Here is a 25,672-nt window from a genome sequence, read left to right as displayed (position 1 = left end):
GCTTCACGGTTTGGCACGACGCCAGATCCATAAGAACGGGCGTAAAGGTACATATAAAAAATGCAATACACGAGGCAATGGTAACAAAGCCGCGTCCTGTGGACCCGGATACAAACGCCCCAGTAGCATATATAATCGTCGTTTAGGGGATTTGATCTGATGTAAGTATGACTTTAGCTTCTCTTTATGGGGAATCTTCCCGTCATTGATAAGTTCAAAAGCATATTCTGCCCATCTAACCGAGATTTTGTCTTCTGCTAGCAGCTTCATATCACTCCGAAGCGGTGTATTCAGAAGTGTAGAACATAAATAAAAAGCTTGCCCTGCATAATGCTTGGCCTCATGCTCATCCATAAAGAAGGTTAAATCATCTAACTTCTGATAACGAATAATACGGTCAATATCAGTCAACCAGCGTAGACGAAACCATCCATGTCTCGCTCCATGACTGATTAGATATACAAATAGATCTTCTTGTCCTAGGTAGGAAACCTCACGATTAACTAATGTCATCGTACTTCTTCTTTCCCATAAAACTGTAAAGGGTACATTTTTCGCTCCCGATGGATTCAGACTCCAATGAATTTCGACTTGTATTTTTAGCGCAGGATGAATCAAAGGAATATGATGGTCCTTCCACTTCCAGCTTCCAAGAATATATGGTTGTTCATATTCTTTAACATAACCGAGTCCTTCAAGCAGGGAAAGCGCGCCCTCGACATCATTATAATTCACAAGTAAGTCCAGATCCTTGGATGTCCGATGAGCCAGATCCCCATATAATTCTTGTGAAAGAATAGGTCCTTTTAAGGTCAAAACCTTGATGCCAGCCCCCTCTAACGAGGAGAGTAAACGTTCTAATTCAGCAGTGAGCTTCATCATAAATAGGGTGTTCGTCATGACACCGTGCGCTAATTGCTCCATCACATCAGCAGGAATCTTGCTACTTATCTGCTGTAACTTTGGATAAATCAGCGGATATACTCGGTGGTGTATGATAAGTTCAATAAACTGTTCCCAATTAACTTGAGTAAGGTGCTCTTCTAATGGATTTGACTCACCGTGATCTTCTCTCTGCAACAACTCACACATGAAGTGAAATTCAACGGTGGAAGCTTGTTTTAGCAGACCATTTTGCTCATTCTTCATTTTCTATAAACCACCCTTTTATTACATGCTAGGATTGTTTGGCAAACTTGTTTACAACGGTGAATTTCTCTATACCTTTCGCACCTGTTACGTATAAAGTCCCACTCCGAAGCCAAGCGTGTGCGATTAACTTCTGATCATCATTCTTTGCAATTCCAAAATACAGTGTGCTAGCAATCCTCCGCCTTTGGAGCATCTTCATTGCCGCAATGCCAGTGACCATACATTCGCTTTTCCACGGGGTATGTTTACTAACCTTGTATATCACTTTAGATATATGAAGTGCCGTTTTTTCTTTCACTGGATGTCTTTCAAAGGTTGTTTCTTGCTGTTCAGCGCCTAACAATGGAGCAATCCTAGCGAATGGTAAAAAGCTCAGCACTCTCGCATAGGCCAGATATAACCATGCTTCTACGATCATTCGCTTTAAAGCAGGTTTTTGTCTGAGAAAAGACCGAAAAAGAGCAGTTCCCATGATTGGTTTCCTAGCTTTCTTGTATTTTAATGAGTCCTTCCTTGTATAAATGCTGCATAAACGTATGAACGTGTTTCTCACATTGATTTGGCGATACCGTGAATTCTGCTGTGAGCGTGTGTACTAGATTTGGAATCGTGTTTCCTTCTGATAAGAGCTCCCAAATTCGTCCACCCGTTTTGCCGAGATTATAGTATTTACCCGACTGAATAGACATCATGACTTTATCCCCATTCATATCACTAACCACATAACCTTCTTCTTGAATGTAAGTCTCGGTTAACAAAACCACATTGTCTGTCATATCGATTGACTCACTCCTTTATTTACCGTTTGTAACACGGTGTCGACTAGATTATGTACTGTTCTTCCATCAAGAGGACGTGATATCCGGTTCATCGGAAGTACTCCTGCCAGCTGGGTAACGCTTGAAAAATGCCACTGAAGCATACTCATTCTTTTAATCAAGGCTAGTCTGTAAGTGTGTGCCTGGAGCAAATGAATCCCCGATAATGCATAAATCGGTTCAACGGTAATGTTATTTTCTGTTGTTGGAAGTAGTTCAAATACACCTGCCAGTGGAACATCATCTACATAAAACTTGTCTCTTCTAGGTACGGCATACTTGAATTCATCCATGATGACTTCAAATCCTGCTGACTCCATTTGTAACATATCCATACTATATGCGTTTAGTTTTTGCTGTGGATACGCTGGAGAAACAATAGGCCCAGCAAACCCTTTCGTATAATGCACTGCAACTACATCATCACTAAGCAAGGGATATCCCTGATTTGCTAGTGCTGCTGAGAGTGTTGATTTCCCTACTCCTGAATCCCCTAGAAATGCATAAGCAGATTGGCCAATCATAACCGCACTTCCATGAAGAGGTAGCGTCCCGCGTTGCATTAATATGGCTCCCATACAAGTTCCAAGCAAATATAACCTAATCCGCGCCATGCTTACTCCACTTACTCCATTTTTAGGCGAAATAAGCACTCGTCTTCCGCCAGACACCTCGAACAGAGCAAGATCAGGAATTTCAAAAAGTAATGCTGCATTCCGATATTGAAAATTTTGTTCAGCAATGTTCCAATCCTCAGCAATATCCTCTAAGTTACCTAATTCTATATGGATATCAACTTCGTTAGAAGAAGTTAGCTCAATATCTATTAACTCTGGCAGAGGGATCTCACTCCAAATTTTGAGACCAAATGCTCGATAAAGATACTTCTTATTTAGTCCATTCACTACTCTAACCTCCTTGCGTGACCATTCCTTCATTTAGGGGCTTTTAGTTGCCTTTACAAATAAAACGTATATTAGTTATCAGTAGAGAAAACAGTAAATTTCATTTCTCTACTGATAACAACCATACTCTATACTTATAAGTACGAAAACGTTAAGCTGACTTAGCTAGGTTTAACTGGATCATACTGATCGGCATCATGCTCAGTTACCCAATCGATTTGTCTATATCCCTTTCCTGCCTTAGTGCTGCTCACATCCAGTACTTCCAAACTAGGAACTTGCCATTCTTTTTTTTCTGTTAACATACATTCACCTCCCTTCCTAGAAAGAGGAGCAATCTGCCCGCACTTATAAGTAACTAATTATCTAAAACTGATTTAAGAAACGATATACAATTAGGCTGTGCATTAATAATCGGACCTCGGGATCCCAAGCCATTTCGGGCCGCGGTTCTTTGATTTTTGCCAGTCCTTTCTCAATCTGAGAAATGTTCAAATAGCTTGATACACTGCTATCCTTACTTATTTTTACAAGCTCAGATGTAAACTCATCCCACTGAGGACGTATACGATGAATCCAATCGGCTGGCTGCACACCTCGTAAGCTCTGATTTAACCTCACGTTATCAGGCAAACGGTTATTCATAGCTCTGCGTAATAAAGCACGATCTCTACCCTTTTGGACATATTGCTCAAGGGGAACAGACAAACAAAAACGAACCACTCTCGGATCACTTGTAGGGTCCCTCTCAAGCAGACCGTAACGAAGAGACAGTTTCGTTGAGGTGGCCCCATTTTTGTTCGCAATCGATAAATTACTGAATTTTTCTTGTCTTGCTTGAACTGCATCAATCATGTTTGTATTTGAACTTGTTATGTATTGCTCGTTCCCACTGTATATCTCCATTTTTTTAGCAAAATCCGGATGGATCAGCTCAGGCAGTGCGGTTCTTTCTTTCTTTTTATGAAAAAATGTATGGATAGAGGGAAATGCTTTACTCCCTATCATAGGAAGTAATCTTGATCTTGGGACTTTGGCTTGGCGGCTGTATAACTGCAATTCTTTTGCCATATGGAATAGCCGACCTTTCCGTAGAAGCTGAGCGTAATACTCTAGAGCCGGCCCCCAGGAGATTGTAAAGTTGCCTCTTCCTCCCGTAAGCAGAACACCTACATTCTCCTTTTGAGCTTGTTCATAAAATCCACGTATCCAAAAAGAATTATCAAAAAATTTATAGGGCATCTCCATAAGGCTGAGCCACTCATTCACTTCAGACAGCGGATTTTTATCAGCAAAGTCCATATAATGTTCTTGGATATTCCCGATATGCTCCACTGTAGATCGTATAAAGGGAGTTTCATCTGCAATGAGCCTGCTTGATGTCCAGTCTACAAAATCAGAGATAGGAATATAGCTGTAAGCTTGAAGTGTTTTTCCCTGCCTCTTCAATAAAGGAGAAGCAAAACTTGCTACTGTGCCGGAATCAAGTCCTCCGCTAAGTGCTGCTCCTACCTGTTTGAATGTTCGTAGACGGCTGGACACGGCTTCCTCTACTACCTCACGAAAAGCTTCTTCGTATTCCCCATCCGATTTTAGATATAATGTTTCCACTTGATCGATATGGTCATATCTGTGAAGATTCACCATTCCGCCAAAATGAACAGTAATGCTATGTGCTGGAGGAATCTGTTTTATATTTTGATAAGCGGTAGCATGGATGTCGTACGATTCAGACATTCCGTTAATTGCTAAAAACTCAGCCAACCACTGTTCATTCAGTTGTTTACGGAAATAAGGTAGCTTAAAAAGCGGGGTAATTCGGCTACAAAAGGCGAATCGCTCTGAATCTGCAACGTAATAAAAGGTTCGATGACCCGATACATCCCTAGCTCCAAAGAGTTTCCTCTTTTTTTCATCCCAGATCATAAACACGAAATCTCCAATAAGATGTTTGGGAGCAAGCTCTCCCCATTTCATATATGCCATAAGTATCAATTGACTGTCCGTTACTCTTTTTCTCGATTCGTTTGGTACTTCCAATCGTTCAAACAGATCTGATCTATTATCCAAAATCGCATCTGCTGTAATAGCCAGTCCTGTTTCTTCCTCATAATAGGGAAGATACTCATGAATCGACTCAGGTGTAACCCACTGTGCATGGCAACTCATAAAAACATGTCCATCACACCAGGAATGAACTCGATCCCATGGATAGGGAGCAAATGAACGCATGACAGGTTCCATCACATCCAGCTGAACAATTTGGTTATGGTATATACATCCTGTTATTGCACTCATGATTTTTCTCTCCTTCCGCCTAGGTATCCCTTTACGAGAGACGCTACCTTGTTCCCAAACGGGAGTAAAGATTTCAGCTGATTTATTTTATTTTTAATCTCCTGCAACTGATATTCCATACGTTGCTTATCCTGATAAGCCTTCGTGAGTCGATTCTCCAGAAGTCTGACTCTTGTTTCTAACTGAGAGATTTGGTTTAGGGCAATCTCGTAATCTTCATTCTTTATCTTGATGTCTAACTCGTAATTTATGAAAGGAGATGTATGGCTAATAGCAGACGGTTTGTTGTATACCATTTCATATTCAGGCTGCCAGCGGTATCCGCTTATTTTTGCAAAATGGTTTTCTATATGCTGAAGAAGAGTAACATCAGGCTCTTCTGGGTATTTTTCACCTGTAATGCGTTCAGCTTCGGCAAGTTCTTCTTCGTAACCTAATGCTGTAAAAATCCCCGATCCAAGCACCCTGCAGTAGGCATCAATCTCTTCACTTGTGAGCAGTTCTTTCCAAATATCAATCGAACCTGCATGTGCCTCCTTATGATGCAGTAAAAAAGGATCACCTACCCCCATGCTGTAGAATAAATCGGCTTTCGCATCACTTACTGGGGAACCATATTTCTCCATACCATCTTGATAAGGAATCCCCGTAAACTTACAAATTCTATTTAATTCTTCGGCTGGATTCTTTGCCATATCTTCATATTTTAAAATATAAGTATTAACGTTTTTTGACTTGAAATAATAGTAATAACGGAATAGGCCAACGGTAAGATCGACGATCTTCATACTGGGCTCTGACTTATTTAAATCTTGAACTAACGAAAAATGTTCACCCGTATGCTGATTTACTTTTTTGTAGGAAGCCGCGACTGCAAGAGGATTACGAAATAAACCTATGCGTTTTGATCCGGGGAAAAGCACATCCAGAAACTCAAGGCATATATAATATCTCGGGGATTTATCGATAAGATAGTTTGCTCTATTCTGTTCTAGAAGGCTACCATAGACTTCCGTTGCAAATGCTCTGGCTGCTACATTAAAAACACCTGTCGGTAAAATTCCATGAACGAATTGTTTGACAATGGCGCTACCGCCATAGGGTCGAGATGGAACAATGTCCAGATCAGCTAGACTGAGTAAATACCACATTTCTTGAGCAGCATACACCTCGTGGTGATTTTGGATCATAGCTGTGGCTAAAGAACTACCACTTCTTGGGGTACATAACAGAAATATAAGCTGTTCGTCCTTAAAGTCTTTCAAAAAAATGCATCTCCTTTCTCACAGAAGACTTACATAAATCATGAAGATGCGAATGAAGTTAAAAATATTGTCGATACATTATGTATGTTTACCAATACTTTATGATACATTTTGTATCATGTCAATGACTGTTTTCATTCTCTTTCATGTAATCACGGAACTGAATTTTCCAAATTTCTAAATATCAAATGATAAAGATAGTCTATTCTTCACTCGAAAAAACAGTACCCTGAATAAAATCACAAAAAACCGTCTAAGATGTAGAACAGCTCTTCATCCTAGACGGCTTTTATTTTTTTTATTGAATTTCGATACTATTTCACTTGAAGACGATGGTAAAAAGGAAGGAGTTCGGCGACTACTTGATCCAACGTTCCCTCTACCTCCGTTTTACGAACAGGCATGTCATACAGTGCTGAGATTTGCGGCGGGAATTCCTGCTTGATCTCACAGAGTTCAATGGATTCATTGAACTTTGCAGGATGCGCTGTAGCTAACGAAACTACAACTTCACCTGCAGGAAGCGTGCGTTCTGCTGCAGCAACTCCGCAAGCGGAGTGAGGATCGAGCAGATATGCTTTTTCATCGTTATATTTTTGAATTGTTGCGAGACACTCTGCCCCAATCACACCGTACGCTGCAAATTCCGATTGAACTTTGCTTAACAGCTCTTGTGGAATTCGAATTTCACCGCTCTCCTGGAAACTCTTCATATAGCTTTCCGTTTGCTCTGCATCCTCATCCAAAACGTAATAAAGATATCTCTCAAAGTTGCTCGCAACCTGAATATCCATAGAAGGGCTGTACGTCGTATGGAATCCGTCAGGTTTATAAACCCCTTCTTTCACAAAACGCTCTAATATATTATTCTCGTTCGTTGCAAGTACCAGTTTACCAACAGGTAGACCCATACGAGAAGCCAGATATCCTGCAAAAATATCTCCGAAATTACCTGTAGGTACGCTGAAATGCAGCGGTACTCCGGTTAGTTCAGGGCGCTGATCTGTGACCCGGAAATAGGCGTAGAAATAATAAACCGTTTGGGCAAGGATCCGAACAATATTAATGGAATTAATTGCACACAGATGATGCTCATTTTTGAAATTTACATCCGCAAAAAGTTCCTTAATCATTCGCTGACAGTCATCAAAATTACCTTCCACTGATAAATTCAGCACGTTCTCATCTTGTACTGTAGTCATCTGAAGTTCTTGCACCTTACTTACTTTGCCACTTGGATGCAGAATACAGATATTAATTCCTTCTTTACCTCGAACGCCTTGAATAGCAGAGGCTCCTGTATCGCCAGAAGTAGCACCCAGAATATTAATTGGGCGTTTATACTGTTTAGCTACATAACTATACAACTGTCCCATGAGCTGAAGCGCAATATCCTTAAAAGCAAATGTTGGACCATGGAACAATTCAAGTAAATATATATCATCCGTAAGTTGATGAACAGGTGTAACGTCTTCATGCCGGAAGGTACTGTAACTGGCATAGACCATTTCCTTCAGCTCATCACTCGGAATTTCTTCATTCAAATAATAAGAAAAAATCTCAAGCATTAAATCCTGAAAAGAAAGAGTTCTCCACTCTTCCAACTTGTCGCTAGATATGACAGGAATGGTACTTGGTACGAGCAAACCTCCATCTGTTGCCAGCCCCATCAGAAATGCATCAATAAATCCTACTTCACTAACCTGTCCTCGAGTACTTTGATATTGCATACGCTATATTCCCTCCTGCACTTTTGACCATGCACGAAAACGATGGTCCTATCTTCTTCTCTTTTAAACCATCATACACTGAACCGCTGCAAAAGCGAATCATTTTCTGTAAGTTAACGACAATAATAGGAAGATAAATGTTCCACTTCTCTATTTTATATCAATGTCATCACATATCATCACTGCCCGTGAATATACTTAATTTACAGCAGGTCAAACTGTGCCGCACAATTTACAGGGGAGGTGCCTAAAATGCCGGATTCTCGCCAGCCTTACTCATTTGTCGTTTCGAAAGAAGATTGGTCTCTTCACCGTAAAGGTTACCAAGATCAGCTGCGCCATCAGCAGAAGGTAAAGGAAATCATTAAGCAGAACCTGCCCGACCTTATTACGGAAGAAAATATCATTATGTCCGATGGTAAACAGATCATTAAAGTTCCGATTCGGAGCCTGGATGAATATCGCTTTGTCTATAATTATCAAAAACAAAAGCATGTTGGCCAAGGAGATGGAGATAGTCAGGTCGGCGATGTCATTGGACGTGATCCTGCGAGTCAAAAACCAGGTAAAGGTGAAAAAGCAGGCGATCAGCCAGGTCAAGACGTTGTAGAGGCAGAGATCAACATGGAAGACCTTGAAAATATGCTATTTTCCGAACTCTCCTTACCCCACCTCAAACAAAAAGACAAAGAAGAAATTGAGACACAGAGTATTAAGTTTAACGATATCCGTAAAAAAGGGATGCAGTCCAACATCGACAAGAAGCGGACCATTTTAGAAAATTTACGCCGGAATGCAACCACCGGGAACCCAGGAATTCATCACATCAGCCCTGATGACCTACGCTATAAAACTTGGGACGATACCGTCATCCCCCACTCCAATGCCGTCATTATTGCCATGATGGATACATCCGGGTCCATGGGCTCTTTTGAAAAATATTGCGCAAGAAGCTTCTTTTTCTGGATGACCCGGTTCTTACGTAAACAATACGAAAAAGTAGAGATTGTCTTCCTCGCCCATCATACGGAAGCAAAAGAAGTGAGCGAAGAAGAATTTTTCACCCGCGGCGAAAGCGGCGGTACAATCTGTTCTTCTGCCTATATTAAAGCCCTTGAGATTATAGATCAGCGTTATCCGCCTTCAAGTTACAATATCTACCCTTTTCACTTCTCTGACGGCGATAACCTAACCAGTGATAATGAACGCTGTGTTAAATTAATCGGCGAACTGCTGAAAAGAAGCAATATGTTCGGTTATGGTGAGGTCAATCAGTATAATCGAAGCAGTACGCTGATGTCTGCCTACCGGAATATCAAGATGGATCAATTCATGTACTACGTCATCAAAGAAAAGGGCGAAGTATATAAGGCCCTGCGCACCTTTTTTCATAACAAAGAAGGAGGCAGCGTTTCATGAGCAGTTCAAGTGAATTAAAGGACCTGGAATATGCTATTGACGAGATAATGGAGATCGCAAATGGCTTCGGACTCGATTATTTTCCAATGCGATATGAAATCTGTCCTTCTGATATTATTTACACTTTTGGTGCGTATGGCATGCCGACCAGGTTCAGTCACTGGAGCTTTGGGAAGACCTTTCAGAAAATGAAGATGCAATATGATTTTGGGCTCAGCAAAATTTACGAATTGGTTATTAACTCTGATCCATGTTATGCCTTCTTGCTGGACGGCAACTCCCTTATTCAAAATAAACTCATTGTAGCCCATGTCCTTGCTCACTGTGACTTCTTTAAAAATAATGCACGCTTCTCAAAGTCTAACCGAAATATGGTCGAAAGTATGGCAGCAACAGCAGACCGGATTAAGCAGTATGAACTGGAGTACGGCACAGAAGCCGTCGAGTCTTTCATTGATGCGGTCCTCGCCATTCAGGAGCATGTCGATCCGCAGCTGATTAAACCTCAGCATCTCGATAAACAGCGCTATATGGAGCTGAAAATAAAAGAGCAAAAAAATCCAGACCCCACTGTTCGTCCTCCTGGGCGATATGACGATCTTTGGGATATCGGAGTCAAAGCCTCTGAGGATCCTGATCCAAATGCACACCAAGTCTTTCGCTTCCCTCCTGAACCCGAAAAAGACATCATGTGGTTCGTTCAGGAGTTCTCTGAAGTACTAACTGACTGGCAAAGAGACATCATGAGCATGCTCCGCGAGGAAATGCTATACTTCTGGCCGCAAATGGAGACTAAGATTATGAACGAAGGCTGGGCTTCGTATTGGCATCAGCGCATCATCCGTGAACTGGATCTAACGAGTGATGAAGCCGTAGAGTATGCGATGCTCAATGCCTCGGTTGTACAGCCGTCTAAACAAAGTCTGAACCCTTATTATCTCGGTCTTAAAATCTTCGAAGACATTGAAAAAAGATGGGATCATCCAACTTCACATGAACAAGAACGACTTGGACGGACTCCTGGCGGAGGCCGGGCTAAAATGTTTGAAGTACGTGAATATGATTCCGATACCTCATTCATCCGTAACTACATGACAAAACAGCTGGTTGAAGACCTTGATTTATATGTGTTCGAGAAAAAAGGACCTGACTGGAAAATCACCGATAAGTCATGGGAAAATATTCGGGATCAGCTCGTCTTTGCTAGGGTTAACGGCGGATCTCCCTATCTTGTTGTTAAGGATGCTGATCACCTTCGCACAGGTGAAATCGTATTAAAACACCAGTATGAGGGCATTGAGCTTGATTTAAAATACATGGAGCGTACGCTCCCTTACGTATATAAATTATGGGGCCGCGCCGTTCACCTTGAAACCATGATTGATGATAAACCTGTTCTGTTTACATTTGACGGCAAAAAAATGCACAGAAAATTACTAACTTGAATCGATTTTATAATTCTGTGAGATCAAATCAGTTTGTACTTTTTCCAGCTAAAAGCCTGTTTTCACTCAAATTTGGGTTGAAACAGGCTTTTTCATGGGGTAAATTGAATAATAGATGGACTGGTCATCTAATGCCCGTATACATACAAAGCTGATAAATATGTTATAATCTACTTTTGTCAGCGCTTATTACAATCGTAAGCACTCATCATTAGAATTATCTGCAATTGAATAAAGGAGCGAACAAAATTGTCCAACATCGGTAGAAACGAACCGTGCCACTGCGGCAGTGGGAAAAAATATAAAAAATGTTGCCTCGAGAAAGACAGAGAAAAGCAACGTAATGTACGAGTAGCCACTTCGGTTGAAGTAATTACAGGTTCCAGACGAGCTGTTTCCACATCAGCTCCAGCACCAGCAGTACAGTCCGTTGAAGCTGCATCCGTCTCAACTACAGACAAAACACTTGACCTGTCTAAATTTCCCTTTGAAAGCGATTCGCACCGCGAGTTAGCAGCTTCGGTTATTCCAGAACTTGTAAAAGATTACTCGCTGTCGTATGATCAGCAATCTCAATTGGCAAAGCTGTGGAGCGACTACAGCCAAAGTGAAGCCCCTCGCTATCGTAAGCCGGGCGGTTACGCTGGAGCTCTAGAATACTTGACAGCAACAAAGCTTGGTAAAACAGTAAGTCATTCGGAACTAGCTGCAAAACATGATGTTTCGGCAAGCACGCTCTCCAAATGTGTGCACCAGCTTTCTGAGTTCTCTGATCAACAGTCTTTTGCACTGCAAACCGTTTAATTCCTTAGTTTTTAAAATATATGGGCAGATTCCCGAAGGAGATTATCTTCTTCGGGCTTTTTTTATTCAAATGTTTTATTAAAAAGCAGTATATGAAATGGAATCGATCATCAACTTCTCTTTTTCATCGTTATATACATAAGTCAAAGCGAGCTCTCCAACATATTGTAAGGGGGATGTCGCTACCCCAATTAAAGCGGTAAGCTGCTCATTTTCGTTCATCTGATAGTCAATGTGATTTAGGAGAAGCTCTTCCTGGCTAATCAACTCCGTACCCAAAACTAACCACTTTTTCGCAGCGTAGACTGCATCTTCTACCTGCTCTTCCCGCAATGTTTTTCCATTAACGACATGAATATCCTCCAGATATACGCCTGTTCCATACCCTGCTGGCAGTGTAATGATGGCATCTTTTATTCCATCGCCCGTTACATCACCTGAGAATAACTCAGCGGGTGCGGCCGGCGATGCAATGCTTTTCCAATCAAAATCAGCGGTTTTGTGATCCCAATGGAGTATAAACCCTTCATATAACCCTTCTGATTTTTGTACGGGAAACAAACGATTCTCCGTATCTATCACTTCCGCAATAGCTTGTAATGTAGATTTCTCCTGCTGATCCAGTTGCCCTGATTCTTGCTTGTTATCTATATTTTCTTCCATTAGTTCTCTATTTGAATGGGATGACCCCTTAAATTCTGCATAAACAACAACACTGCCGATCAGCATAATTGCAGTCAGCAACATAAGTGATTTTAGTAATTTATTCAATGAATTGTACTCCTTTTATATTTATAGCCATAAGTAATTGATTGTGAAATATTCATCCTATCTTCACTTTACCTTTACCATTATATAGTGCGAGTACCCGTCATGATAGACATTCAGGAAAATTTGATCAAATTTCTTAAAAATAAGCGTTTCGGGTGAAAATAAACCTCTCCTAACAGAAAAAAGCATCTCTAGAATAAGCGGCCTTTATCGACCATTCTGGTCAAAGTCAAAGGCTACTTTCTAAAAATGCTTTTATAAAAAAATTATACCAAAACACTTGGGCTTGCTGTCGTCTGTCTTACAATTAATTCAGACGGCTCTGTAATAACAGGAGGTGAGAAATCAGGATTTTCAATTAAGCCAATCAGGCACTCAATCGATTTAATTCCAATAGAATAAATATTTTGGTTAATCGTCGTCAAATTGGGTTTAAACACTTGGGCATGATAGGTGTTATCAAAACCAACGACTGAAACATCTTCGGGGACACGAAGCCCATGTCTTTCTATTTCATAAATCGCGCCAAAGGCCGCCAGATCCGATGTACAGACAACACCTGTGGGGGGTTCTTCCAACTGAAGCAAACGTCGCATCGCTGCGGCCCCTTCGTCAAAAGAATAATCGCAAACTTCAAGATATGATGTCAAATAAGGCAAATTACAGTTTTTCAGTCCTTCTTTGTAACCTTTAAGCCGCATGTTCGCAATGGACGGTCCGAGGGTACCTGAAATGTAAGCAATTTTATGATGACCAAGTTCGTATAAATGCTTTACACTCATCTGGATTGCATTCTGGTTATCCGTTGTAATGTATCCCGCACGTTTTCCTATAATATCTGTGTCTACAAACATCGTAGGTATGTCCGAATTAAGGAGCTCATCTATACTCGGGTTATCACGTTCTACACCAAACACGACAACTCCTTCTACGTTGCGGCTGCGACAATGTTTGATAAAAGAATAATTGGGGTCATCAAAACGGGTTGATAGCCGAACCAGATCATATCCGCTGTTTTCAAGTGCTGTTTTGATTCCTTCCAGCAGTTCCGCAACAAATGGATTGGTAAACGGGACGGTCAGGAGAACGCCCACGGTCCAGGATCTTCTTTTCACAAGTCCCCTAGCGACAACATTAGGGTGATAGTGAAGTTGTTCAATCACCATATTCACTTTTTTACGAGTTTTGTCACTTACATCTGGATAATCATTCAGCACCTTAGAAACGGTAGCAACTGAAACCCCAGCTTCTTTAGCCACATCATGTATCGATGCCATTTGATCACCTCTATATCAATCATAGTTTATCCGTTACATTATCAGCTGGGTAACTATAGACCCGCATAATCATTATTATAACGGAAAACTAGAAAACCTCATAGATTAAATGAATGCGCTTTCCATTGTTCTTCCTAGACATGTTTTTTCTGCAGCTCTTTCAAATCTTTAGAGACGCCTTCCATCATAGCAACAAAAGCTATTAATTCTTTGGAACTGTGAACTTGTCTTTCCGTATTTCCGGTTGTATTATCTGATTCCTTACTCACTTGTACAAGCTTTGTCATAATACTATCTACTACTCCTTGGATTTGATCCATTGCTTTCTTAGACCCGGTTGCAAGTTTGCGAATTTCGCCTGCTACAATTTCAAACCCCCTACCGCTCTCTCCAGCATGTGCTGCTTCTATTGCCGCATTCAAGCCAAGAAGATGACTTTGGTCTGAAATATCTCGAATAAGCGTACCCATCTTCTGTATATGCTGTACTTCCTGATTCAGTTCATTAACTAAACCATGAGCCAATTCTTGTGATGCTGCTGTCTCTTTTGCAGTCTCAGAAATCACTTGTGTATTTCTATGTAGTTCGTCAATCATTCCTGTAAGCTTTTGAGAAACTTCCGTAATTGCTTTTAACATAAGTTCCTGTTCCTCTACGACCTCATTAATCGTATCCTTTTCTTTCGTTTCATAGGCTTCGAGTACAAGCTGTGAATCAAAATTAAACATCTTGGTTAGTGCATGTATAACAGGGTACCAATTGTCTGGAAGAAACTCCTGCATGTACTGGGTAGCTAAATCCAGATAAACCATATAGGTTCCAAGATAATAATCGGCATTTAATCCAATGTGAGAATGTACTAAACCAATCTTAATTCTTTTCTCAATAAAAGGCTCATCAATGACTCCATCTGTTAAGGATAGAAAGTACCAACGTTGTGTTTCTTTAAGTCGTTCAATGGTAGAGTGTCCCTCGATTATTGTTCTGAGTTCCTTGATCTGGCCAATATGTTCATACATACGATCTACAACTTTGTCCACAATTTGCTCGAAAACAAAACGATGACTATTAAGAAGGTTCAATTCACTATCTGTTAGGCCTATAAAATCGAGCTGTTTTTTTCTTTCTTGTGAAACATTGATCATCACATTAAATTCCTCTTTCTGTATTCATGTGTAATTTTCTATTCATACTTTGATCATTATAGAACGAAAACCCTAGTTACACATAGATCTAAAGTCCTGTTTCATTAAATATTTTCCTTTTTATCATTATAAAAGCGTTAACCAGGCAACTATTAAGTCACCTTAAGTTAACGCTGTTTTCAATCTAATTCAAAGTGGATGGATGGGAAAACACGTACTACAGTCGAGCAACATTTTCACTTAAGTTTCAGAATTAACGATTCAGCAAGCTGCCAACATAACGCAAAAGTTCATTTGCGCATACAGGGCAGTATCCGTGCCCATCAATAAGTCTCGAGCTGACTTCGTTAATTCGCTTTAATTGAATAGCATCGGGTGTCTTCGTCGATGTCGTAATCTTCACGATATCCTTAAGATCTGCAAACAATTTCTTCTCAATGGCCTCTCTTAAGCGATCATGACTGTTATAATCAAATTTCTTATCTTTACGCGAGTATGCTGAAATCCGGATTAAAATTTCTTCACGAAATGCTTTTTTTGCATTCTCAGATACGCCGATCTGCTCTTCTATAGAGCGCATAAGGCGCTCATCTGGATCCATCGCTTCATCCGTTAATGGATCACGTATTTTCGTCCAATTGCAGAATGCTTCGATGTTATCAAGATAATTTTCAAACAAAGTCTTTGCGGACTCTTCAAAAGAATAGACAAATGCTTTTTGTACTTCTTTTTTCGCTAACTCATCATATTCTTTACGTGCAATCGAAATGAAATTGAGATATTTCTCACGTTCTTCTTTCGTAATAGAAGCATGCTGGTCCAGCCCATCCTTAATGGCTCTGAGGATATCAAGCGCATTAATGCACTCTAGATTTTGTTTAATGAGCGCACTGGAAATTCGGTTAATGACATAACGAGGATCAATTCCTGTCATTCCTTCTTCAAGATACTCGTTTTGCATTTCCTTTAGATCTGCTTCTTTATATCCTTCTACTTCTTGACCATCGTACATCCGCATTTTTTTAACAAGGTCCATTCCTTGTTTCTTTGATTCTTTTAAACGAGTAAGTATGGAGAAAATGGCAGCCGTCTTAAGAGCGTGCGGGGCAATGTGCACATGGCGCATGTCACTTTGCTCAATCAGCTTTTTATAAATTTTCTCCTCTTCCGAAACTTTCAAGTTATACGGAACCGGCATAACAATCATCCGGGATTGTAATGCTTCATTCTTTTTATTCGATATAAAAGATTTGTACTCTGATTCGTTGGTGTGAGCAACGATAAGCTCATCTGCGCTAATAAGAGCAAAACGCCCTGCTTTAAAGTTCCCCTCTTGGGTAAGTGAGAGCAAATTCCATAAAAATTTCTCATCACATTTCAGCATTTCCTGGAACTCCATGAGTCCCCGGTTCGCTTTATTGAGTTCTCCATCAAAGCGATAGGCCCTTGGATCTGATTCAGAACCATATTCTGTGATGGTTGAAAAATCAATACTGCCGGTGAGATCAGCGATATCCTGCGATTTCGGATCTGAAGGGCTGAAGGTTCCAATTCCCACACGACTGTCCTCAGATATAAAGACGCGTTCTACTCGAACTTGTTCAATATCTCCATCGTATTCTGTACGAAGGCGCATCTGGCAAGAAGGGCATAGGTTTCCTTCGATGCGTACCCCAAGCTCTTTCTCTACTTCGGGTCTTAGTTCAAGGGGAATCAAATGCAGCGGATCTTCGTGCATAGGGCAGCCTTCTATAGCATAAACCGCTCCTTTATCTGTTCGTGAGAATTGCTCCAACCCGCGTTTTAACAACGTGACAAGTGTGGACTTTCCGCCGCTGACCGGACCCATTAAGAGCAAAATTCGTTTTCGGACATCCAGCCTTCTCGCTGCGGAGTGAAAATACTCCTCAACTAATCTTTCTACACTACGGTCTAGTCCAAAAATTTGTTGTTCAAAAAACTTATAGCGTTTATGACCATTTTTTTCTTCCACACCATACGATTTGATCATTTCATACACTCTGGCATGAGCAGTCATTGCAGGCGTAGGATCCTTTTGCAAAATCTGAATATAGTCTTTAAATGTCCCCGTCCATGACAATCGATCGGTTTCCTCACGAAATTCAGCTACGCGTTCAAAAATATTCATGCTCTTTCGTACCTCCCATGGCTCCATAGTGATTCAGCATCCACTCCGAATAGGTCCATTCCATGAACTGCTAACCCGTCTTTTTCCTAACTGTCTAAGCTCCTCTGCCTTCAGTTCCTGATCATTTTAGTGAGAGAAGTCCGACACTTTGATCTAAAAAAAGTGTATTACATACCTATGCGTTAATTCGGATAAGTTGCCTCTTTTTTTGTGACAGGTCTCCCTTTTTGACGCAAGAAATGAGAAGAACCAAGGAAAGAAAATGTTTTGGAATCCTAGCACAAGGTATGTTAGGGTGAAAAAGAAGAGCAATGTTATACTTGTACGTATATGAGAAAACAAGCGCTATTAGAAGCAGTAAATTCATAAAGGAGTTTGATATAGGGATGGCTGTGGGGTACGAAACCGAATTATATGAACCCGTTAAATCCTTTTTCGAAAAGCAAGGGTATCATATTAAATCCGAGATCCGGTATTGTGATCTTGTTGGAGTCAAAGAAGGATCGGCTGATCCGCTGATTGTGGAAATTAAAAAATCATTCAATCTATCCCTGCTCCTTCAGGGGATGCAGCGACTAAAAATAAGTAACAATGTTTATCTAGCTGTAGAACGTAACCGTGCTAAACGCGGAGCTGTGAACCAGCGGTTTAGTGAAATTACGGAGCTTTGTCAGAAGCTTGGACTTGGACTCATTACCATAACTATTTATAAGACAAAGCCTGCACTTGTAGATGTCTTATGTCAACCACAATGTCAGCTAAAATCAAAAAAATCCATACGCAAACAAAAACTGCTCAGTGAGTTCGAGGATCGCAGCGGTGATTATAACCTTGGCGGCAGCCACAAAACAAAATTGGTCACTGCATACCGCGAAAGAGCCTTAAAAGTAGCTTCTGCCCTTGAGCCTCTGCCCTTCGCCTCTCCTGCACAGCTCGCAAGAACTACGGGAATCAGTACAGCTGCTTCCATTCTTCAAAACAATTATTATGGATGGTTTGAACGTATTAAACGAGGCAGCTACAGATTAACACCCGCTGGCAAGGAAGCTTTATCAACCTATGAGAATGTCTTACAACAGTCCATGCTTACTCATAATGACTTTCTAATTGCTGAAAAAGCACTTGCTGATGATGAATTCAAAAAATAGACTTGTCTTATAAAAGAAAAGGCTGAGTCCCTTCCTCATTCGAGGTAGGAATTCAGCCTTTTACTCATCATTACTTATTAGAAACGTGCAGCTGCTTCTGCAACATTTTTCAAACCGTCTTGAACGATTTGTGCAGCACGATCAGGGAACGCATTATGTCCTTCAATAATGTAAACTTCAGGGTTTTGAATACCCCAGAATCCGAAAGCGGAAGATACATATTTCACAGCAAGTTCACTTGCTGCTGCAGGACCTTCAGAATAAACGCCACCACGTGCGTTCAGAAGTGCCACTTTTTTGTCACCAGCAAGTCCTACTGGACCTTCAGCTGTGTATTTAAATGTTACGCCAGCTTGGCTCAGGTAAGATATGTAGTTTACAAGCGGTGCAGGTACTGTGAAGTTCCAAAGCGGGAATGCAACAACCACTTTATCTGCTTCAAAGAATTGTTTTTGGTAGAAAGCAGCCAGGTCTGCAGCTTCTTGCTCTGCAGGAGTTGTTTCAATACCTTTCGCTACTTTGAATGTTCCTGTTGCAGCATCGTTACCGTAAGCTGGCAGGTTAGCAGCATACAGATCTAGTTCCACGATTTCATCTGCTGGATTTGCTTCTTTATATGCATTGTAGAATGCATCGTACATTTGAACACTTACTGCTTGATCCGCTGGGCGGTCGTTTGCTTTAATAAATAGAACTTTAGACATATTGTTTGTTCCCCCAAATTATAAATAGTTCACTGTAACAAATGATCAACAATTGATCGATATAAATGAATAGAAAGTGTTTGCTACAGCCCATATCGTCACAACAACTAAAAAAGTTAACGCAACTGATTAATTCATATTATATATAAAAATGTTAGTTAGTGCAACTCTTTATTTTATTATGAAATTATACACTAAAAAAAAAGAACCCCCACCAATATGGGGTGTCCTTATCTCCTAGCGGTGAACTCCTGTATCGCTTCACTGATTAGATTCATCCCTAACAGCAACTCTTCTCTACCCGGCCTGCTGAAGTTGATTCGGATGTATTCATCTGCCTGTCTTCCAGGAGAACATCTGCTTCCAGGTAAGAAAGCGACGCCAAGTCGCATGGATGCCCTCAGTAGTGCTTCACTGTGCAGTCCTTGTGGAAGCTGAATCCACAAATACATACCTCCCGAAGGCGGGTGATACTTCACTTCCTTAAACCCCGGCCTCTTTAACAATTCAAGGACCAGCTTGAGTCTAATCTCATACTCCCTGTTTAATAGCGCCAAATGTTCTTTCCACCGAAAAGAAGATTCATGAAGTAAAAAATATAAAATTTGTTGATTCAACGAACTTGATTGCCAGTCCGCCATTTGTTTTAAAGTAGACATTGCTCTAATGAGTCTTTCATCCCCAACTGCCCATCCTGTTCGCATCGCAGGTGCAATGGTCTTACTGAATGAACCTATATAAAGCACTTGATTCCCGCCACCCTTGGCATCGAGCGCATATAGTGTTGGATAAGATACTGAAAAACGAGAATCCGCTTCCTGTGAGCCAAAATGCAGTTCACCGTAGGAATCATCCTCTACAATTAGAACTTCATACTTACGGCATAATTCCAGCACCGCTTTACGCCGCTCCAAGCTCCATAGTATTCCGGTTGGGTTCGAGAAGCTGGGTGCAACAAAAAGCAGTTTCGGTTTCACACTTTGAAACTGCTCTTCTAGACGATCTGGCAGCAAACCTTCCAAATCATTCTCTACAGCTATTATGTTAGCACCTTGCATCCCCAATACTTGAAGACACCCAGGGGAGGTTGGATTTTCTACAACGACAGAATCTCCTATATCCACAAGCAACCTTGTAATAAGATCAATAGCCTGCTGTGTTCCCGCCGTCAGCAAAATCTGATCTGCTGTCGTATTCATGCCTCTTCTCAGCTTCCAATCCTCGCTAATCCAGCTTCGAAGGGGAGCGTAGCCCTGTGGCTCTCCGTATTGTAAAACCGCAGGATCTGAAGATAATACCATACGAGCTGCTTCTCCTAGTCGCTTAATTGGAAAAAACTCCTCTGCCGGCAATTCCTCTGCAAGAGATATAAAAGAGTTCTGTCTTTCTTCTTTATTCACCTTATGTAGATGAGAAGACAATAACTTTGAGGCACGGGAAGCAAATGAAAATTCCATGTCAGTCCTCCCTATTTTTTATTCGAAATATGGATCTTGCTTAATGATAACAAGAACCCAGACGTATAAAAACTATTCGCTGTCATGAAGCAATATGCCTTCTCTGCCTGCTCAGGTTATATATATGGTTTTTTGGATTTGGTGTATAGCGTAAACTGCTCAATAGCTTGTGCTCTGCTCGATACATCTAATTTCGTATATATTTTCCGCAAATAATTATCAACCGATCTGCGACTTACATCAATCTCTTTAGCAATTTTATCGTACGTTATCCCTTGGACAATTCTTTCCATAATGAACTTTTCCATATCAGTGAGCTGGAGATCCACATCAAGTTCTGGCTGTCCTAGCTGACCCCAATCTTCATTCTGCAGCCAGGTCAGAGGAATAGATGCTAGTCCTTCTCGCAAACCTGTGATGAGATGAATCAATTTCAGCGGTGAAGATTGCTTAGATATGACTCCGCTCGCGCCAATCCCGATATATTTTCTAAATAGTTTCAAATCGTCTTCATCTGTCATTACGATGATATGTGTGTCTGCTGACAATTGCTTCATCTGTTCAATGAAAGTATCAGCTTCTCCATCAGGCAGTTTATAATCCATTAGCACTAAATCAGGGTGATGACGATCTACTTCTATAAGTCCTTCTCTCCCAGTTGAAACCATTGCTTTTACGCTCAAATCTTGATGTTCTTCTAAAATCAGCTTTGTACCTAGCATACTCGTTGGATGTATATCAATTAAGACCACCTGCCAGTCCCTTCTCATAAAAACTCCCCCTAGTAAATTAGTATATATATTTAAAAGATCGTTAGATCGATGTTACAGCCTATTTTATGACTTACATTACATATGATGCGGCAATGGTTGTTTAGAGGAAGCGTTATACATAAATGGATAAAACAGATCACATATTGTCGAAAATTGCATCCCTCTTAAGTCCTTAATTTGGTCTATATATGAAATTGTATCCTAGGACTTCCTTCCGATGCAATCACTTTTTGTTTAATTATGTCCTAAAGACGTTTTTTGCGGAAATGATAGGGCCGTGATAGAATGGGGTCTGGAAAATCATAGAATATAGTCGATTAATGCGAGGAGTGGTGAAAATTGGATCGATCTACAGAGCTGTCACCAAGCCATCCTACCAGGCAAACTGCAAGTAAGAACAAACGCTCTGTCCGCATGTTCCTGATCCTATGGATCATTATTATTGCTATTGGTGTCTTTGCAGCTTATTCCTATAGCAATTATCTGAAACAGCAAATGGTAGTAGAGATGAAAACCTATACGAATGAACAGCTCACTGCTGTCAAACAGGAATATCAATTGCAAATGAAAGATATCGGTTCTGAAATCGCTGCGATCCAGGAACAAGTTAAGACTTTTAATGAACTGCTGACTTTTACAAAAGACAATGCAGGTAACACATCCGATAACAGCAATCAGTTGTACACAGAGCTTAGAGAAGTCAAAAAACAACTGGACACACTCCAGAAGAAAATGGATTTACTCAAATGATCACGGTTAAAAGATTGAACCGTTTTCTGATGCTATCGACAGCACCGTTTGTCGGGATCATCCTCTGTCTTTTGTTACTTCAGCAGCCCCTTGTTATCAGTTTTACAGAACCAGTGGAACAATTTGTTCCCTCAAATGATATTCGATCTGCAACCGAAGGAATTAAAAGTGACCTGGATACGGCAAAGGTACTCGCAGAGAGTACATCCTCGTCCATTCAAAGAACAACCGAGCTTTATAACAGTACAAGTAAAACCATGCAAAGTATTGCGAATATGACGGCAGCCCAAGCGAAGAAGCCCGAAGCTGTCTATAATCGGCGGATTCAATCCAAATTAGGTGTGCCTTACGAAGTCGTTGACAGTGACCGTATCCGCATCGAACTTTTTAAAGTGAATCCCGGCACTTATCATGGATTTGCGATGAAAATAAAACTGAAAGATCCCTCAGCCATGCAAATGGCTCTTGACGATAAACCTGGATCTTCTCAGACAACCCTGCAAGCTGTTCTTCGCGGAGGAGCTGTAGCGGGAATCAATGCAGGTGGATATGCAGAAAGCGGAGGAAAGAGATATCCGCTCAGCACAACCGTGCAAGACGGAAAATATGTAACTGGTTTTCATCCAAGTATCAAAGATCTCGCTTTTGTGGGAATGAATAAAGAGGGGAAACTTATAGGCGGGAAGTATTTCAGCAAATATGCCCTAGATCAGCAAGAGCCTGTATTTGGTGCTACATTTGTCCCTATGCTGATGAAAAATGGCAAAAAAACGGTTATCCCTTCTAAATGGAAAAATACACCGCGCCGTGCTCCTCGTACCGTCATTGGCAATTATAAAGATGATCAGCTGCTTATTCTCGTAATCGACGGTTATAACGAAAAAGGAAGCTCTGGTGCCACTTTAGAGGAGCTGCAGCATAAATTGTATACCCTTGGAGTTCAAGATGCCTATAACCTCGATGGAGGCGGCTCATCCTCTCTTGTTTTGAATGGAAAGGTCGTAAATGAACCATCCGATGGAAATCTTAGAAAAGTACCTACTCATTTTTTGTTTTATGAATAAATTGAATTCCTGATTCATAATTCTTGATTTGTGGTTTGTGATTTGCTTTAACAGGGAAAAGATTCCTTTTTTATAGAAAAATAGGTATAATAAGGGCTGCGAGATTAACAGGAGGTGGATGACATGTCATTCTCGTTGACTTTCTGGATCATCACCATAGTCCTTGTCCTTTACATCGTAGGAATCTTGACGTCCTCCTATAATGATGACAAGACAAAAGGTCTTTAAGAAACAACCAAAAAAGCTCGCCTCTAAGAGGTGAGCTTTTTTGGTTAGAACTAGACGTAAGTTATCTATCGCGCCTCAATCTGTCTTCACCAGACGATTAGGCGTTTTCTTGAAGCCCCGTCATTTCTGTGAGGCAAGAAGCACAAATATAACGATCTTTAAAATCATTCACTTCTTCCATCGATCCACAGAAAATACATTTCGGACGATAGCGCTCAAGGATGATGTGATCACCTTGTACGAGGATCTCCACAGGATCTCCCTCATTCATTTGATATCTCTTACGTAAAGATTTAGGAAGCACAATTCTTCCAAGTTGGTCTACTTTTCGTACTACTCCAGCAGGTTTCATTAACAGTACACACTCCTGTTCAAAATATTTCTAGGTACAATAGAACTATAGTTTATACATTCGCTACGTTTTTGTCGAATCCTGCAATAATTAATAAAATTATTAACTTTATTTTAGTTACCATAATTAGGAAAGACGGTTACTAAAATGAACTAAATTAATCCATTCCAGGGAAATCTAGTTGTTTTAGCGCCTCATATACGATTATTGCCGCAGAATTGGACAAATTGAGAGATCTGACTGCATCTGACATTGGCATACGCATACAGGTTTCCTGATTTTTGGCGATCAATTCCGGAGGAAGCCCTTTTGTCTCTTTTCCAAAAACTAGGAAGTCACCATCCTTAAATTGGAAGTCCGAATACCTATTTTTTGCTTTTGTAGTTGCATAAAAAAACCGACTGCCGGCATATTTCTGCTGTACTTCTTCAAAGGAATTATGATATTCAATATTCACGGCATGCCAGTAGTCCAGCCCTGCACGTTTCAACGTACGGTCATCTGTGTTAAAACCAAGCGGGTGAACAAGATGAAGATGGGTTCCTGTTGCAGCACAAGTTCTTGCTATATTGCCGGTATTCGCCGGAATCTCGGGTTCCACTAATACGATGTGTAATGCCATCTGACTCATTTCTCCTCTTGTATGAACTGTATAAGAATTAAATTATAATATAAAAGAAAGCCTCCCACAAATTTTTGTGGGAGGTAAATAGAATTTTTTTTAATAATTCATGTATTAACCATTTATTTTCTGAAATTCTTTCATAAAATCTGTAAGTGCCTTTACACTTTCAGAAGGAACGGCATTATAAATAGAAGCGCGAAGCCCGCCTACACTCCGATGTCCTTTAATTCCGATAAAACCTTCTTTTTCCGATTGTTTAATAAATTCCTTCTCCAGTGCTTCATCAGCCAATCGGAATGTTACGTTCATTCTAGAACGATCCTCAGCATCTACACAGCCCAGGTAGAAACCTTGGCTTTCATCAATCACTTGGTAGATTGATCCTGCTTTCTTCTCGTTCACTTTCTCCACTTGTGCAAGACCACCTTGTTCTTCAATCCATTTCAGCACTTCATTCATTAAATATATTCCAAAGGATGGAGGCGTATTATACAGTGAATTGTTTCCTAGGAACGTATCATAACGAAGCATCGATGGAATTGTTTTGGGTGAATCTGTCAGCATTTCTTCTTTAGCGATAACTACAGTAACCCCGGACGGTCCCAAGTTTTTCTGTGCTCCCGCATAAATCATATCAAACTTGTTCATATCTAGAGGTCTGCTCAAAATATCACTGGACATATCTACGATAAGCGGTGTATTACCCGTATCTGGGAAATCCTTGAACTGGGTTCCCTCAATTGTTTCATTAGAAGTCATATGCAGATATGCCGTATTCGCTGCAATCTCTATCTCTGATAGATTTGGCAGCTTCATAAACTTACTGCTTTCACCAGAAGCAGCAATATGGGTCTCACCAATGATTTTCGCTTCTGAGATAGCTTTCTTAGCCCAGCTGCCTGTATTAACATAACTGCCTGTTACGCCCGCAGAGAGGAAATTCATAGGGATCATAGCGAACTGTGTACTCGCTCCACCTTGCAGAAATAACACTTTATAACCTTTAGGGTTGCCAAGAAGAGATAACAAACGCTCCTGAGCCTCATTATGTACGGATTCATATACCGCTCCGCGATGTGACATTTCCATTATAGACATGCCAGTACCCTTATAATCTACAAGTTCTGCCTGTGCCCGCTCGAGCACCTCTAATGGTAATGCTGCTGGTCCTGCATTGAAATTGAACGCTCTTTTATTCATCATTGAAACCGCCCTTCTCTCCCTGTTATCTTTATATGACATCTAATGATACGTATGATAATGGCTATGATAGCAATAAATGTTCGTGATATCAAGTGTATTTATACCTTATATCCGTTACATATATTACAATATTATGAAACCCTCGGGAAATATCATTCCCGAGGGTTCTTATAGACATAATTTGATATTA

24 protein-coding genes are annotated in these 25,672 nt (G+C 40.6%); 6 read left to right on the top strand and 18 right to left on the bottom strand.

What is annotated here, in order from left to right; all coding sequences use genetic code 11:
• Positions 1 to 3: 3 nt before the first annotated feature.
• The 8 genes from GQY27_RS07335 to thrC all read right to left on the bottom strand — a co-directional run bounded on the left by GQY27_RS07335 (position 4) and on the right by thrC (position 8,168).
• Positions 4 to 1,149, bottom strand: coding sequence for a nucleotidyltransferase domain-containing protein (locus GQY27_RS07335; protein ID WP_160032902.1), 1,146 nt, complete (start codon positions 1,147 to 1,149; stop codon positions 4 to 6).
• Between the two features lie 28 nt (positions 1,150 to 1,177).
• On the bottom strand, positions 1,178 to 1,624 hold the full coding sequence (locus GQY27_RS07330; protein ID WP_160032901.1) for a lasso peptide biosynthesis B2 protein: 447 nt from the start codon (positions 1,622 to 1,624) through the stop codon (positions 1,178 to 1,180).
• Between the two features lie 10 nt (positions 1,625 to 1,634).
• Positions 1,635 to 1,928, bottom strand: a complete 294-nt coding sequence (locus GQY27_RS07325; RefSeq protein ID WP_160032900.1) for a lasso peptide biosynthesis PqqD family chaperone — start codon at positions 1,926 to 1,928, stop codon at positions 1,635 to 1,637.
• Positions 1,925 to 2,875 carry a phosphoenolpyruvate carboxykinase (ATP) gene (locus GQY27_RS07320; RefSeq protein ID WP_160032899.1) on the bottom strand — a complete coding sequence of 317 codons (951 nt, stop codon included), beginning with the start codon at positions 2,873 to 2,875 and terminating at the stop codon, positions 1,925 to 1,927. Before GQY27_RS07320 ends, GQY27_RS07325 begins: the two co-directional genes overlap by 4 nt.
• A gap of 161 nt (positions 2,876 to 3,036) precedes the next feature.
• Positions 3,037 to 3,180: a paeninodin family lasso peptide gene (locus GQY27_RS07315; RefSeq protein WP_160032898.1), complete on the bottom strand. Its 144-nt coding sequence runs from the start codon at positions 3,178 to 3,180 to the stop codon at positions 3,037 to 3,039.
• Positions 3,181 to 3,241: 61 nt separating this feature from the next.
• A complete protein-coding gene (locus tag GQY27_RS07310) occupies positions 3,242 to 5,173 on the bottom strand; it encodes an asparagine synthase-related protein (RefSeq protein WP_160032897.1) in 1,932 nt (643 codons plus the stop codon).
• Positions 5,170 to 6,438 (bottom strand): sulfotransferase family protein, encoded by a 1,269-nt coding sequence (locus GQY27_RS07305; RefSeq protein WP_160032896.1) that lies wholly within the window; start codon positions 6,436 to 6,438, stop codon positions 5,170 to 5,172. The genes GQY27_RS07310 and GQY27_RS07305 overlap by 4 nt, the downstream gene beginning before the upstream one ends.
• Before the next feature lie 314 nt (positions 6,439 to 6,752).
• On the bottom strand, positions 6,753 to 8,168 hold the full coding sequence (gene thrC, locus GQY27_RS07300; RefSeq protein WP_160032895.1) for a threonine synthase: 1,416 nt from the start codon (positions 8,166 to 8,168) through the stop codon (positions 6,753 to 6,755).
• A 252-nt stretch (positions 8,169 to 8,420) separates the two neighbouring features.
• Between thrC and yhbH the strand changes: the two genes are divergently transcribed.
• The 3 genes from yhbH to GQY27_RS21480 all read left to right on the top strand — a co-directional run bounded on the left by yhbH (position 8,421) and on the right by GQY27_RS21480 (position 11,836).
• Positions 8,421 to 9,587: a sporulation protein YhbH gene (gene yhbH / locus GQY27_RS07295; protein ID WP_160032894.1), complete on the top strand. Its 1,167-nt coding sequence runs from the start codon at positions 8,421 to 8,423 to the stop codon at positions 9,585 to 9,587.
• Positions 9,584 to 11,032 carry a SpoVR family protein gene (locus tag GQY27_RS07290; RefSeq protein WP_160032893.1) on the top strand — a complete coding sequence of 483 codons (1,449 nt, stop codon included), beginning with the start codon at positions 9,584 to 9,586 and terminating at the stop codon, positions 11,030 to 11,032. Before yhbH ends, GQY27_RS07290 begins: the two co-directional genes overlap by 4 nt.
• A 249-nt stretch (positions 11,033 to 11,281) precedes the next feature.
• On the top strand, positions 11,282 to 11,836 hold the full coding sequence (locus tag GQY27_RS21480; protein WP_201450700.1) for an SEC-C metal-binding domain-containing protein: 555 nt from the start codon (positions 11,282 to 11,284) through the stop codon (positions 11,834 to 11,836).
• Positions 11,837 to 11,914: 78 nt separating this feature from the next.
• Here the strand turns inward: GQY27_RS21480 and GQY27_RS07280 are convergent, their stop codons facing one another.
• The 4 genes from GQY27_RS07280 to prkA form a co-directional block, all read right to left on the bottom strand.
• Entirely contained in the window at positions 11,915 to 12,607 is a 693-nt protein-coding gene (locus tag GQY27_RS07280; RefSeq protein ID WP_160032892.1) for a hypothetical protein, read from the bottom strand.
• A 266-nt stretch (positions 12,608 to 12,873) separates the two neighbouring features.
• A complete protein-coding gene (locus GQY27_RS07275) occupies positions 12,874 to 13,884 on the bottom strand; it encodes a LacI family DNA-binding transcriptional regulator (protein WP_160032891.1) in 1,011 nt (336 codons plus the stop codon).
• 134 nt (positions 13,885 to 14,018) lie between these two features.
• Positions 14,019 to 15,029 carry a globin-coupled sensor protein gene (locus GQY27_RS07270; RefSeq protein ID WP_160033142.1) on the bottom strand — a complete coding sequence of 337 codons (1,011 nt, stop codon included), beginning with the start codon at positions 15,027 to 15,029 and terminating at the stop codon, positions 14,019 to 14,021.
• Between the two features lie 253 nt (positions 15,030 to 15,282).
• Entirely contained in the window at positions 15,283 to 17,178 is a 1,896-nt protein-coding gene (prkA, locus tag GQY27_RS07265; RefSeq protein WP_160032890.1) for an ATP-dependent protease PrkA, read from the bottom strand.
• A 386-nt stretch (positions 17,179 to 17,564) separates the two neighbouring features.
• Between prkA and GQY27_RS07260 the strand changes: the two genes are divergently transcribed.
• Positions 17,565 to 18,326, top strand: coding sequence for a DUF2161 domain-containing phosphodiesterase (locus GQY27_RS07260; protein WP_160032889.1), 762 nt, complete (start codon positions 17,565 to 17,567; stop codon positions 18,324 to 18,326).
• A gap of 77 nt (positions 18,327 to 18,403) precedes the next feature.
• On the opposite strand, the gene GQY27_RS07255 is transcribed toward GQY27_RS07260, so the two are convergent.
• From GQY27_RS07255 to GQY27_RS07245, 3 genes are all read right to left on the bottom strand, one after another.
• Complete coding sequence (locus GQY27_RS07255) at positions 18,404 to 19,030, bottom strand: FMN-dependent NADH-azoreductase (RefSeq protein WP_160032888.1); 627 nt, start codon at positions 19,028 to 19,030, stop codon at positions 18,404 to 18,406.
• Between the two features lie 230 nt (positions 19,031 to 19,260).
• The gene (locus tag GQY27_RS07250) at positions 19,261 to 20,487 is read right to left on the bottom strand and encodes an aminotransferase-like domain-containing protein (protein ID WP_160032887.1); all 1,227 of its coding nucleotides are present in this window, start codon (positions 20,485 to 20,487) and stop codon (positions 19,261 to 19,263) included.
• A 116-nt stretch (positions 20,488 to 20,603) separates the two neighbouring features.
• Complete coding sequence (locus tag GQY27_RS07245; RefSeq protein ID WP_160032886.1) at positions 20,604 to 21,257, bottom strand: response regulator transcription factor; 654 nt, start codon at positions 21,255 to 21,257, stop codon at positions 20,604 to 20,606.
• Positions 21,258 to 21,599: 342 nt separating this feature from the next.
• Here GQY27_RS07245 and GQY27_RS07240 point away from each other — a divergent pair, with 342 nt between their 5' ends.
• Together GQY27_RS07240 and GQY27_RS07235 are read left to right on the top strand one after the other, a co-directional pair.
• On the top strand, positions 21,600 to 22,010 hold the full coding sequence (locus GQY27_RS07240; RefSeq protein WP_160032885.1) for a hypothetical protein: 411 nt from the start codon (positions 21,600 to 21,602) through the stop codon (positions 22,008 to 22,010).
• Positions 22,007 to 23,074: a phosphodiester glycosidase family protein gene (locus tag GQY27_RS07235; RefSeq protein ID WP_160032884.1), complete on the top strand. Its 1,068-nt coding sequence runs from the start codon at positions 22,007 to 22,009 to the stop codon at positions 23,072 to 23,074. Before GQY27_RS07240 ends, GQY27_RS07235 begins: the two co-directional genes overlap by 4 nt.
• A 325-nt stretch (positions 23,075 to 23,399) precedes the next feature.
• Here GQY27_RS07235 and GQY27_RS07230 read toward each other — a convergent pair whose 3' ends face one another.
• The 3 genes from GQY27_RS07230 to serC all read right to left on the bottom strand — a co-directional run bounded on the left by GQY27_RS07230 (position 23,400) and on the right by serC (position 25,482).
• The gene (locus GQY27_RS07230; RefSeq protein ID WP_160032883.1) at positions 23,400 to 23,654 is read right to left on the bottom strand and encodes an AbrB/MazE/SpoVT family DNA-binding domain-containing protein; all 255 of its coding nucleotides are present in this window, start codon (positions 23,652 to 23,654) and stop codon (positions 23,400 to 23,402) included.
• 157 nt (positions 23,655 to 23,811) lie between these two features.
• Entirely contained in the window at positions 23,812 to 24,276 is a 465-nt protein-coding gene (gene trmL, locus GQY27_RS07225) for a tRNA (uridine(34)/cytosine(34)/5-carboxymethylaminomethyluridine(34)-2'-O)-methyltransferase TrmL (protein ID WP_160032882.1), read from the bottom strand.
• 114 nt (positions 24,277 to 24,390) lie between these two features.
• Positions 24,391 to 25,482 (bottom strand): 3-phosphoserine/phosphohydroxythreonine transaminase, encoded by a 1,092-nt coding sequence (gene serC, locus GQY27_RS07220; RefSeq protein ID WP_201450699.1) that lies wholly within the window; start codon positions 25,480 to 25,482, stop codon positions 24,391 to 24,393.
• Between the last annotated feature and the right edge of the window lie 190 nt (positions 25,483 to 25,672).

Origin of the sequence: Paenibacillus sp. An7, from assembly GCF_009870785.1 — a bacterium.
Lineage (GTDB): Bacteria > Bacillota > Bacilli > Paenibacillales > Paenibacillaceae > Paenibacillus.
Note: the sequence above shows the minus strand (reverse complement) of the source record. Positions and strands in the feature narration are given on the sequence as shown.

Bases quoted from the DNA above. Each gene is read 5' to 3' on its own strand.
- GQY27_RS07335 (WP_160032902.1), bottom strand. From the start codon at position 1,149: ATGAAGAATGAGCAAAATGGTCTGCTAAAACAAGCTTCCACCGTTGAA.
- GQY27_RS07330 (WP_160032901.1), bottom strand. From the start codon at position 1,624: ATGGGAACTGCTCTTTTTCGGTCTTTTCTCAGACAAAAACCTGCTTTA.
- GQY27_RS07325 (WP_160032900.1), bottom strand. From the start codon at position 1,928: ATGACAGACAATGTGGTTTTGTTAACCGAGACTTACATTCAAGAAGAA.
- GQY27_RS07315 (WP_160032898.1), bottom strand. From the start codon at position 3,180: ATGTTAACAGAAAAAAAAGAATGGCAAGTTCCTAGTTTGGAAGTACTG.
- GQY27_RS07310 (WP_160032897.1), bottom strand. From the start codon at position 5,173: ATGAGTGCAATAACAGGATGTATATACCATAACCAAATTGTTCAGCTG.
- thrC (WP_160032895.1), bottom strand. From the start codon at position 8,168: ATGCAATATCAAAGTACTCGAGGACAGGTTAGTGAAGTAGGATTTATT.
- yhbH (WP_160032894.1), top strand. From the start codon at position 8,421: ATGCCGGATTCTCGCCAGCCTTACTCATTTGTCGTTTCGAAAGAAGAT.
- GQY27_RS07290 (WP_160032893.1), top strand. From the start codon at position 9,584: ATGAGCAGTTCAAGTGAATTAAAGGACCTGGAATATGCTATTGACGAG.
- GQY27_RS07275 (WP_160032891.1), bottom strand. From the start codon at position 13,884: ATGGCATCGATACATGATGTGGCTAAAGAAGCTGGGGTTTCAGTTGCT.
- GQY27_RS07270 (WP_160033142.1), bottom strand. From the start codon at position 15,029: ATGATCAATGTTTCACAAGAAAGAAAAAAACAGCTCGATTTTATAGGC.
- prkA (WP_160032890.1), bottom strand. From the start codon at position 17,178: ATGAATATTTTTGAACGCGTAGCTGAATTTCGTGAGGAAACCGATCGA.
- GQY27_RS07260 (WP_160032889.1), top strand. From the start codon at position 17,565: ATGGCTGTGGGGTACGAAACCGAATTATATGAACCCGTTAAATCCTTT.
- GQY27_RS07255 (WP_160032888.1), bottom strand. From the start codon at position 19,030: ATGTCTAAAGTTCTATTTATTAAAGCAAACGACCGCCCAGCGGATCAA.
- GQY27_RS07250 (WP_160032887.1), bottom strand. From the start codon at position 20,487: ATGGAATTTTCATTTGCTTCCCGTGCCTCAAAGTTATTGTCTTCTCAT.
- GQY27_RS07245 (WP_160032886.1), bottom strand. From the start codon at position 21,257: ATGAGAAGGGACTGGCAGGTGGTCTTAATTGATATACATCCAACGAGT.
- GQY27_RS07235 (WP_160032884.1), top strand. From the start codon at position 22,007: ATGATCACGGTTAAAAGATTGAACCGTTTTCTGATGCTATCGACAGCA.
- GQY27_RS07230 (WP_160032883.1), bottom strand. From the start codon at position 23,654: ATGAAACCTGCTGGAGTAGTACGAAAAGTAGACCAACTTGGAAGAATT.
- trmL (WP_160032882.1), bottom strand. From the start codon at position 24,276: ATGGCATTACACATCGTATTAGTGGAACCCGAGATTCCGGCGAATACC.
- serC (WP_201450699.1), bottom strand. From the start codon at position 25,482: ATGATGAATAAAAGAGCGTTCAATTTCAATGCAGGACCAGCAGCATTA.